1 protein-coding gene is annotated in these 382 nt (G+C 55.5%); it reads right to left on the reverse strand.

The features are described from left to right. Window positions 1–215: 215 nt before the first annotated feature. The coding region (locus tag AC1DH9_RS31120; RefSeq protein WP_477809584.1) for a Na+/H+ antiporter NhaC family protein at window positions 216–382 on the reverse strand (167 nt) is incomplete at its 5' end.

The raw sequence follows: 382 nt of genomic DNA on the forward strand, positions 1-382 counted from the left end.
GGCCTGCTCTTGCAAGATGAAGGCAGTGGTCAGACTGATAACCAACGCAAAGAGCAACACCGGAAGGACGGAGAGGGACAAGACTTTGGCTTTAAGGCTCAGGCGCATGTGTTGTTCACTCTGGATATTATTGTCGTGGTTAAAGCATTAACGGCCAGCCTGCGCAAAACTGTAGGCGCAGGCCGGTCGCTGATGAAAACGATGCGCTCAATCCGTTACAACACCATTGCCGCGACCCAGCCAAACCCCAGCAATGGCAGGTTGTAGTGCAAAAACGTCGGGACCACGGTGTCCCAGATATGATGATGCTGGCCGTCGATATTCAGACCGGAGGTCGGGCCCAGGGTCGAATCGGACGCTGGCGAACCGGCATCACCCAAGG

This window comes from Pseudomonas sp. 05T35, from assembly GCF_056396605.1.